Below are 9306 nucleotides of genomic sequence, written 5' to 3' on the forward strand. Positions count from 1 at the left end.
TCCACGCGATGACCCAGCCGGTCACCGCACCCCTGAAAACCAGCTAACCAACTCTCCATCAAACCCGGGGCTTGACAGCCTGCCCGAGAGCTGCTCCCCGCGCACGCGGGGTGATCGCGCCTACCTCGAAGGCGTCCGCTGTCCGGTTTACTGCTCCCCACGCACGCAGGGGTGATCCTCGCAAGCGCTTATTCCACTTGGTGGCGGTGTCCTGCTCCCCGCGCACGCGGGGGTGATCCGCAGATCGCCACCGACGACTGGAACGGCGTTACCTGCTCCCCGCGCATGCGGGGGTGATCCGTCGAGGACCCGCCCCGTCTCGCCGTCGACCACCTGCTCCCCGCGCACGCGGGGGGTGATCCGGTGTGGGGGCCGAAGAAGCGGTTCTTCTTCGTCTGCTCCCCGCGCACGCGGGGATGATCCGGCTGCCGGGGAGCTGTACTCGAAGAACTACGGCTGCTCCCCGCGCACGCGGGGGTGATCCCGTCAAGGACGATGCCAACTGTCGAGCCGATGACCTGCTCCCCGCGCACGCGGAGGTGATCCCGCGAAGCGACCCCGCTCTCCCCGCTCGGGAGACTGCTCCCCGCGCACGCGGGGGTGATCCTCGCTTGTCGAATGCTTGCTCGCTGCACGTCCTGCTCCCCGCGCACGCGGGGGTGATCCGGCCAACGCCGAGTTGCGCGTTCAGGTCGTGGCGCCGCCACACCGCGACCGTCGACCAGTCCCCCGCCACGTCGACGTGGCCGGTCTCGATGGCGTGGTCGACGTCGACGGCGAGGAGCCGGTGCAGGACGTCCGGTCGGTGGTCGGCGTCCGGCACCAGCCACTCGGCGACTGGGTCCCGGGATAGCGCGTCGACGAGCAGGGCGGTGACGGCGGGAACGTCGGCGGGGCCCGCCCGGCGTACGGAGGTGGTCATGGCGGCGTTCACTGTGGCCGCCGGTAGTACGGGTTGGGTGGCGGGAAGGATGAGCGGACGCCGCCGTTGAGCTGGCCGCGCCACATCGGCCAGAAGGGTGGCCCGGCCGATGTGGGCTGCATCGGCGGTCCGGCTTCGTAGCCGTGGCGGGTGTACAGGTCGCGGTTGCGGGGGTTGCTGGCCTCCAAGTACGCCGGCAGGTTCTCGGCGTCCAGCGCCTCGTGGGCGTGGGCGAGCAGTGCCGACCCGACGCCCCGGCTCTGCAGGGCCGGGTCGACGGCGATGTAGGCGAGGTAGGCGTGCGGTAGACGCGGGTGGCGGGCCTCGAACATCGCGTCGAGCAGCAGGAACTTCGGCGCGTACCGGCCGGTGGATTCCTCCACCAGGCCGTATAGGTGGTCAGGCTGGGGCGGGGGTGTCTCGTCGCGCCGGTACCAGATCGCCGCTCCGGACAGGTCGTCGGTGGTGTCGACTCTGCCGTGGCGCAGGCCGAGGGTGAGCATGTACCGGAAGTAGCCGGTGAAGACCTCCAGCCGGTCGGCGGGCTCCGGGACCGCCCACTCGGCGACTGTTCCGGTCGAGAACGCCTCCGCGAGCACGGGCAGCAGCGCCGGTATGTCGTCGGCCGTTGCTTGCCGGACGGTGAGATCGGTGCGGGTCGTGACCATGGTGGGGCTCCTCAGGCGGGCTGGCGGACGGGTTCGGGGGCGCGGAGGGGTGCTGTCGCGCTGTCGGCGCCGAGGCCGATGGTCTGGTAGACGTCGGGTCGGGCGGCGCGCAGTGTGAACGCCCACGCCAGCCCGGTCGCCGCGGCGGCTGCGTAGCTGGTGGGGAACATCCATCGCAGCGGGGAGGTCGGTTCGACACCGAGGAGGGTGTCGAACTGTTCGACGGTGACGACGAGGATCGCGCCGAGGGCCAGGGCGGACAGGAACGGTGCGACGGTGGTGCGCCACATGCCGTCGTGGTGGGCGGTCCGAGTGAAGTAGCTGATCACGGCGATCGAGGTGGCCGTCATGAGGATCAGTACGCCGAGCGCGCCGAGGGAGGTGAGCCAGAAGAAAAGGTGCACGATCGGGTCGGCGTCGGCGAGCGCGTACCCGGTGAGCACGGCCAGGGCGAGGGCGGTCTGGAGGATGGAGCCGGCTTTCGGCGCGCCGGTGCGCCGGCTGGTTCGGCCGAGGATGCTGGGGAGGACCCGTTCGCGGCCGAGCGCGAACGCGTACCGGGCGACCGTGTGGTGGAAGGAGAGCAGGGCGGCGAACAGGGAGGTGATGAACAGCCACCGGCCGAGGGTCACCAGCGACGAGGTGAGGTGCGGGGACACGAGGTTGAAGATGAGGTCGGTGCCTTCGGTCTGGGCGGCTGCGACGATCTGGTCGGGGCCGGTGGCCACGGACATCGCCCACGCCGACACCCCGTACAGCAGGCCGGTGACCGCCACGGCGATGTACGTGGCGCGGGGCACCGTCCGTTGGGGGTCCTTGGTCTCCTCGGCGAACACCGTGGTGCCTTCGAAGCCGACGAACCCGGCGATGCCCGTGACGAGGGCGGCGCCGATGCCAGCGCCGATCAGGTTGCCCGGGGCGAGGGTGTCGAAGCTGACGCCCAGATCGTTGACGGGTCGGGCGACCATCACCGCGTCATAAACCAGCGCGATGACGCACTCGGCGACGAGCAGGACGGCGAGGACCTTGCCGTTGAGGTCGATGCGCAGCAGGCCGAGCACGGCGATCACCGCGCAGGCGATGAACGCGCACAGCCACCAGGTGGTGTCCATGCCGTACCGGTTGTTGAGGAACCCGGACAGGACCGCGCCGAAGACGCCGTACAGGCCGATCTGCATGCTGTTGTAGGCGACCAGGGCGACGATGGCGGCGGCGACACCGGCGGGCCGGCCGAGGCCTCGGGTGACGTAGGTGTAGAACGCTCCGGCGTTGACGATCCGGCGGGACATGGCCACGTAGCCGACGGCGAACAGGGCGAGCACCGCGGCGACCACCAGGTAGGCCAGGGGGATGCCGAGCACGCCGGTGACGGCGTACCCGGTGGTCGCGCCGCCGGCGACGGCGGTCAGCGGCGCGGCGGCCGCCACGACGAAGAACACCACGGCGGGGATGCCGAGCCGGCCGCGTGCCAGCACCGCAGACACGGTGTCAGGGTGATGTCTGGGCATGGGAAAGCTGCCCCTCTCCAGGGGTTGAAGGGTGAACGGTGAGGTGGTGCGGCGTAGCTGAGGTCAGGTGCGGTGGCTTAGAACGGTGTGACCGATCGCGGTGTCCAGGTCGGCGAGGAGTTCCCGCATCGGCTGCGGGGCGGCTGCCAGCAGGCGCCGCAGGTGCGCGCCGACCGCGTAGGGGGCGCCGTCGAGGATGAACTGGTCCAGGCGGCAGGACACGCAGATGCCGGCCAAGGCGAGGTCGAACGCGTCCAGGTCCTCGTACTGGCGCAGCTTCGTCGACAGGCGGGCCCACGACCAGGCGGCGACGTTCATGTCCGTCGGCACGTGCACCGTGACCGTGCGGAGGAAGCGTCGCTGCTGCTGCGGTTCGACCTTGCCGGCCTGCCACAACCGTCGCGCGACCTCATCGTGGGCGGCCGGGGCGAGGTACGAAAGCCACGTGCGGGTGGCGGTGTGCTGAGGTTCGCCGACGAGCCGATCCAGGATGAGGTGTTGCAGAGCGTCGGCGGGCGGCCGACGGTCGAGCACGTAGATGTGCCCCCGGTCGAACGAGATCCGACCTGCGGCAGCCAGCTCGCCGAGCAGCGCCGCGGCCAACCCGTGCATGATCGCGCTCTGATGCAGGCGGGGCCGGCCAGTCTGGTCGTCGTGCGCGATCAGGAAGAACTCGTCAGCCAGCAGCGCCGGCCGGTCCGGCCCAGCGGCCCGCGCCTGCCGGCGTCGCGCGGGTGTGGGCTCAAGGTGCAGGTGCACTACCGGTCGGTGATCTTCTGCGCCAGGGGGTGTGGGGATCACCGCTGCTGGCCTTCCTCGGTCGGAGCTTCTACGGGAACGGGGATCTTGAGTTTCTTCAGGACGTCGCGCCCGCCGGGATGCCGAGGGAGTTCGTCAAGGGCCCACGCGTACTGGGTGCAGGTCTTGCTGTCGGTGCAGTTGAAGCAGGTGTCGCCGTTGGCGTGCTGTCGCGCTGTGCGGCGGGCCGAGTCGAAGACATCGGCGGGGTGGTAGCTGTCGTCGATCGGGCTCATCGTGGCCTCGCAGTGCCGTGTAGGGCGAAGGCCCTGCCACCCATCTCGATCCATGTCGGCTGCTGGGTCAACGGCGATGTACTCCCAGTCGGGGCGTTGCCGGAGCACCCGTAACCACCAGTCGCTGGGCTTGGCGATGTCGGTTCGGATCCGGTGCACGACCACGTCGACGGGGGTGCCGGGCGCGAGGTCGAGGCCGAGGGGCCGCTGATTGCCATCAAGCCGGAGCATTGAGCCCTGCCCCGGTTGGGCACCGTCTGTGATGTCGCGTGGTCAGCAGATTCAGGCACTGGAACCTCCGCCGGCCCTCTGCGCGCTTACGAGCAGGCAGCAGACCTCACCGGTCGGGCTGTCGATGGCTTCTACCTCTAGGCATCTCAGCCCGGACGCGGTGACAGCGGCTCTCCAGCCCTGCGGCCCTGACGTCCAGCGGGCGACGGGTAACCGGCTCCCGTCCGCCAGCCGCATCATGGTCCGACGTGAGCCGAGCCAGCGCGGGTGCGGCACGGAGAACAGCAGCCGGCCGCCGGGACGCAGGTGCCGTGAGATCAGCGGCAGCAGCTGGCCAGGCGGGCACAATCCGACCGCCCCGAAGATCGAGAAGCAGATATCCAGCGGGTGCGTGCGGGCGAGGAAGATTCGCGCGTCGGCGCACTGGAAGCGGATCGGCAGGTGTCCCCAGCGGGTACGGGCCCGGGTGATCTGCAGCGGTGCGACATCCACCCCGACGCATTCAGCGCCCCGTAGTGCCAGCGGGGCCAGGTTGTCACCGCTGCCGCAGCCGAGTTCGGCCACGGTCAGCCCGCTCACCTCGCCAAACAACTCGATCCCTGGGCCATGGCCCGGATACTGCGTCCACTCGACTCGGCCGGGAGTCATCGGTCGGTCGTCGGGCAGCGCGAGGCGTGCTTGGCGATCCCACGCGCGCCGGTTGATCGCCGTCGAGATGCTGGTATTCATGGCGCGCTACGACCGGGTGACGTCGAGGCAGGACTGCACGTTACGCATCTTCTTGCCCAGGTTGATAAGGCTTCGGGCAGCTGCCTTGAGGTCCTTGGAGGCAGAGCGCATCGCGGCCAGGTTCGCCGCGTCGGTGTCGGCATTGGCCTTGACCCAGCGATCGATGGTGCGGGCGACGTGTTCGGCGAGTTCGGCCTCTTTGGTGACCACGCTGCGGAAGTGGCCGGCGGATTCGGTCCAATTCCACGGGTGGGGCTCATGGCCGACGCCTGCGGTGTCGAGCTGGTAGTTGGTGTACTTCAGCGAGGTGCTGATGCCGTCGAGCATGTCCCGGACCGTCACGACCCGGCCGCTGGTGTCCCTGGCAATCGCCACGACCACTCCTCAAATTTCCCGGGGTGGTGGCCGCGCACCGCGCGGGAGACGCCGCGCGCGGCCACCGGTTCGGCTAGAGGTGGCCTGCGCGGGCAGGATGAAGCGGCTTCAGGCGCCGCGCAACCACCGGTTCTTCTCAGCGCAGCGGGGCCAGGGTCCGCTCGATCCAGGGCACGCGCATGCCGGCCAGCTCGCGGCGCATCGTTTCGACGTCGGTGCCGAAGGGCACGACGCAGCCGCCGGACATGTTGGGAGCGCCCTGGCAGGCGTGGACCAGCCTGCCGCCGAGAGCCGCGTGCGCGAGGATGCTCTCGCGTCGCCGCGACTCGTTGAACCAGGTGCCGTGATACAGCTCGTCGAGCACTTCAGCGGTCGCCTTGTCCAGATCGTAGACCACCCGGGCAGCAGCGCACAGCATCCAGGCAGGGGAAACGTTGCTGATATGCCCGTCCAGCTCGACCCGGTTGAGGGCCATCAGGGTCCCGCACTCGCGCAGCATCCGCAGCGTCCCGTGGGGCACAAAGTCCAGGCCGGGATCCTGCAAGTGCTCCTCGCGGAACATGTAGGCGTAGACGTCGTGTGCGGTGCACAGCACCTCGGCTGGGTCGGCGGTGGAGTGGCCGTGCTCCTTGACGAAGTCGAGCACGAGCTGCTCGATGGCTAGATCTTCGCTCTCTACCGCCGGGAGCAGCTCATCGCGGACCCGCTGCCAGTCGCACAACAGCCAGCTCGGGTTCTCGTAACGGAAGAAGAACTCCTCCGGCTTGATCCTCAGCGTCGGTCCGTCGATCGTGATGCCGGGGATGCGCTCCCAGGTCTTGGTGAACGGCGTGGGCAGGTGGGCCTTGATAAGGTCAGCAGTGGCTACCGTCATCGCGGCAATTCCTCTCCAAGTGGGATGTGACCGTTTGCGGTGGTCGGGCGGTCCTGCGGAGCTAGCCGGCTAGCGGGGCCGCCACTACGAGCGGTGTTGTCCGTCCCGGCGCTTCTCACCTCCTTCTCCCACCCTTGACTCGGCACCTGCTACGGGCAGCCATGCCGCCATCAGCAGGCCGATCAACTTGCGGCGCCCTTCGTCGTCGAGGTGGCCAGGGTGGGAGGCCGCGCCGACAAACAGACCGGGCTTCGGGTCACCCAGCCATGCTTGCGGCGCGGCCACCACAGCACGCGGCAGCGAGGAGCGCAGTCGCGCAGTATCGAACACGCGCCGCAGGGCCACCGCTGCCCGCAGTGACGGACCAGCCGGAGCGGGCGCATCGGCCGATGTTCGACCTTGGCTGGCGCGAGCCGGTTCGCCGGCGAGACGGCGCTGCTGCCCGGTCACCGGGACCGCCCTAGCAGGCCTGCTGCTCGAGCAGCCGACGCCACACGAAGGCGAGTAGCGGCGGATCAGCGGGCCGCACGTGCCCCTGGGAGGACGTCGACCTAGGTTCGGAATGCCGGGACTGGCTGGCCACGGCGTTGCGCGAGACGTACATCGTCACGCCGCCACCCCAACAGGGACGATGAGCGGCGGGCTCGCCGGGGAAGGGCGAGCCCGCCGCCGCATCACGGCGGCTGGGAGCAGACCGCCGATCACCCACCCACGCAGCCCTGATGGCGGTACGCAGGCGGGGCATCAGCCGCACGCGTAGAGGGGCGTCACACGATGGGGCCGCGCGAAGCGCTCGCCCATACCCTTGCCGTTCGGTGGTCCCGTCGTTCATCGTGAATCCCCTGGCGTGAGGCGGTGAATCGGTGCCGGCCGCGCACTTATCAACGCGGCGCACCGGCACGATCAGCTTCGCTCGGTGAACGCGGCGATGGGGATGTCCTGGTGGTGCACTTACGGTGCACTGGCAAGCACGCCGGGTGCCGCTAAAATCGTCCGGCCGACAACTGTCGCCAAGGGAAGGACGTGCGATGGCCGCGGTGACGACCTGGACCGGCCGGGAAGCAAACGCGCTACGCCGGGCATTGCGGATGAGCGTCACCAGCTTCGCCGAACACCTCGGCGCTGCCCGGCGGACGGTCGCCAAGTGGAGCAGCCAGGGTGACAAAATTTACCTGCGTGCAGATATGCAGGCTGCCCTAGATACCGTGCTGGCGCGGGCCACCCCGGACGTGCGTGAACGCTTTGAAGCACTGGTAAGAGCAGGTACCAGCGGTGCACTTGCGGATCCCGCGAAGCCGTCCGTCACCATTACGCCGATCCATACTGGCGAAGGCAGCATTCACGACATCGACTCGGACGGCGACGTGCGGCGCAGAGACCTCTTAACGGGGATGACGATCAGCGGCATTGCCCTGCCGACCGTCGCACCGCTACTCAACGCGCTGGTCACACCACCCTCTCGAACCACCACGCGAGTTGCCCTAACGCTCCGGCAGTTCGCTCAGAACGTCAGCGCAGCTAAGACCGACTACCAGGCCTGCCGGTACGAGCAGGTTCTAGCCAGACTCTCGGCCCTGCTGCCCGCGCTGGAACCGACTCGTGCGGACACCGAAGGCGAGCAGCGAGCGCAGGTAGAAGCCCTCGCCAGCGACCTCTACCACGTCGTCGGCAGCATGCTGCTCAAGGTCGGTGACAGAGGCATGGCCCTGGTCGCCGCCGAACGCAGCACCCGTGCCGCTGCGATCAGTCAAGACCCGGTGGCCATGGCCACGAGCGCCCGGATCATGACACACGCCCTCATGAGCAACGGCCACAGCAATCAGGCACAGCAGCTCGCTGAAGACACGGCCAAGAACCTCCGACTCGGCACCCGACTCGCCTCGACCGACGCAGTCGCCGTCTACGGCGCCCTGCTGCTCCGCGGTGCTATCGCCGCCGCCCGCGACGGCAACCGTGATAACGCACAGGCCATGCTCGACGAGGCATCCCGCGCCGCCATACAACTCGGCTACGACGGCAACGACCGATGGACCGGCTTCGGCGCCACCAACGTTCTGCTGCACCGCGTCAACATCGCGCTGACCCTCGGCGACGCCGGCACCGCCATAGCCCTCGCCCGCCAGGTACCAGTGGACAAGATCAGCCTCGCCGAACGGAAGGCATCCCTGTTCGTCGACGTGGCCCGCGCCTACACCCAGTGGGGTCGCTACGAGCACGGCCTCAACGCACTACGCAGCGCCTACCAGGTGGCACCAGAAGAGATCCGGTGTCGGCCGACGGTGCAGCGCATCGTCAACGACCTGGCAGCCCTCACCCGCGGGCACGCCCGTACCGCCGTCATCGACTTCGCCCAGCAAGCAGGGATGCACGTATGACCCACGGCCACCTGCAAATCGTCGTCTGCGCTGCCGGGCCCGCCGCAGACGTGACACAACTGATCACCAACGCGACGCAACAGTCGTGGACAACGACTGTCACCGCCACCCCCAGCGCCCTCGACTTCATCGACGAGGAAGCGATCGAGCGGCTGACCGGGCGCCCGGTCCGATCCACCTACCGGTCGTCCGATCGGATCCACCGTTCGCTCCCCGTCGTAGACGCGCTCATCATCGCCCCCGCTACCTACAACTCCGTCAACAAGATTGCCCTCGGCATCGCCGATAACTACGCGTTGACAACAGTCGCCGAGCTGATCGGCCGGCAGGTTCCGACAGTGGTCGTCCCGTTCGTCAACGCCGCCCTGGCAGCCCGCGCGCCGTTTCAGCGCGCAGTGGCGGACCTCCGCGACGAGCACGTACAGGTCCTCCTCGGAACCGATCACGGATGGGATCCTCACCCGGCCGGCAGCGGCAGCAGTCGCCAGAGGGCGTTTCCCTGGACGGCGGCACTAGGCCGTGTTTGGTAAGGGGTCGGCGGGTGGTGAGGTGCCGGCGTGGCGGTGATCGATAAAGGCTGAGGTCTCCGG

General features: G+C 68.9%; 10 protein-coding genes and 1 CRISPR repeat array. Of the genes, 2 read left to right on the forward strand and 8 right to left on the reverse strand.

Annotated elements, in window-relative coordinates:
- Nucleotides 1–90 precede the first annotated feature (90 nt).
- A CRISPR array of direct repeats spans nt 91–666; the repeat unit is 28 nt; unit sequence CTGCTCCCCGCGCACGCGGGGGTGATCC.
- Nucleotides 667–930: 264 nt separating this feature from the next.
- From B0E53_RS29050 to amcA, 8 genes are all read right to left on the reverse strand, one after another.
- A complete protein-coding gene (locus tag B0E53_RS29050; RefSeq protein ID WP_146167804.1) occupies nt 931–1590 on the reverse strand; it encodes a GNAT family N-acetyltransferase in 660 nt (219 codons plus the stop codon).
- Between the two features lie 11 nt (nt 1591–1601).
- Entirely contained in the window at nt 1602–3098 is a 1497-nt protein-coding gene (locus B0E53_RS29055) for an APC family permease (RefSeq protein WP_107078925.1), read from the reverse strand.
- A gap of 63 nt (nt 3099–3161) precedes the next feature.
- The gene (locus tag B0E53_RS29060) at nt 3162–3857 is read right to left on the reverse strand and encodes a GPP34 family phosphoprotein (RefSeq protein WP_246835656.1); all 696 of its coding nucleotides are present in this window, start codon (nt 3855–3857) and stop codon (nt 3162–3164) included.
- Between the two features lie 38 nt (nt 3858–3895).
- The gene (locus tag B0E53_RS29065) at nt 3896–4363 is read right to left on the reverse strand and encodes a hypothetical protein (RefSeq protein ID WP_107078926.1); all 468 of its coding nucleotides are present in this window, start codon (nt 4361–4363) and stop codon (nt 3896–3898) included.
- Between the two features lie 51 nt (nt 4364–4414).
- Nucleotides 4415–5092 (reverse strand): class I SAM-dependent methyltransferase, encoded by a 678-nt coding sequence (locus B0E53_RS29070; protein WP_107078927.1) that lies wholly within the window; start codon nt 5090–5092, stop codon nt 4415–4417.
- Between the two features lie 6 nt (nt 5093–5098).
- Nucleotides 5099–5467 (reverse strand): hypothetical protein, encoded by a 369-nt coding sequence (locus B0E53_RS29075; protein WP_107078928.1) that lies wholly within the window; start codon nt 5465–5467, stop codon nt 5099–5101.
- 136 nt (nt 5468–5603) lie between these two features.
- Nucleotides 5604–6341: a hypothetical protein gene (locus tag B0E53_RS29080; RefSeq protein ID WP_107078929.1), complete on the reverse strand. Its 738-nt coding sequence runs from the start codon at nt 6339–6341 to the stop codon at nt 5604–5606.
- 460 nt (nt 6342–6801) lie between these two features.
- A complete protein-coding gene (amcA, locus tag B0E53_RS40460) occupies nt 6802–6951 on the reverse strand; it encodes a multiple cyclophane-containing RiPP AmcA (protein WP_348639679.1) in 150 nt (49 codons plus the stop codon).
- A gap of 418 nt (nt 6952–7369) precedes the next feature.
- Between amcA and B0E53_RS29085 the strand changes: the two genes are divergently transcribed.
- Both B0E53_RS29085 and B0E53_RS29090 read left to right on the forward strand, forming a co-directional pair.
- Entirely contained in the window at nt 7370–8716 is a 1347-nt protein-coding gene (locus B0E53_RS29085; protein WP_107078930.1) for a hypothetical protein, read from the forward strand.
- Nucleotides 8713–9246: a flavoprotein gene (locus B0E53_RS29090; protein ID WP_107078931.1), complete on the forward strand. Its 534-nt coding sequence runs from the start codon at nt 8713–8715 to the stop codon at nt 9244–9246. Before B0E53_RS29085 ends, B0E53_RS29090 begins: the two co-directional genes overlap by 4 nt.
- The last annotated feature ends 60 nt before the right edge of the window (nt 9247–9306 follow it).

This window comes from Micromonospora sp. MH33, assembly GCF_003013775.1.
Lineage (GTDB): Bacteria > Actinomycetota > Actinomycetes > Mycobacteriales > Micromonosporaceae > Micromonospora > Micromonospora fulviviridis.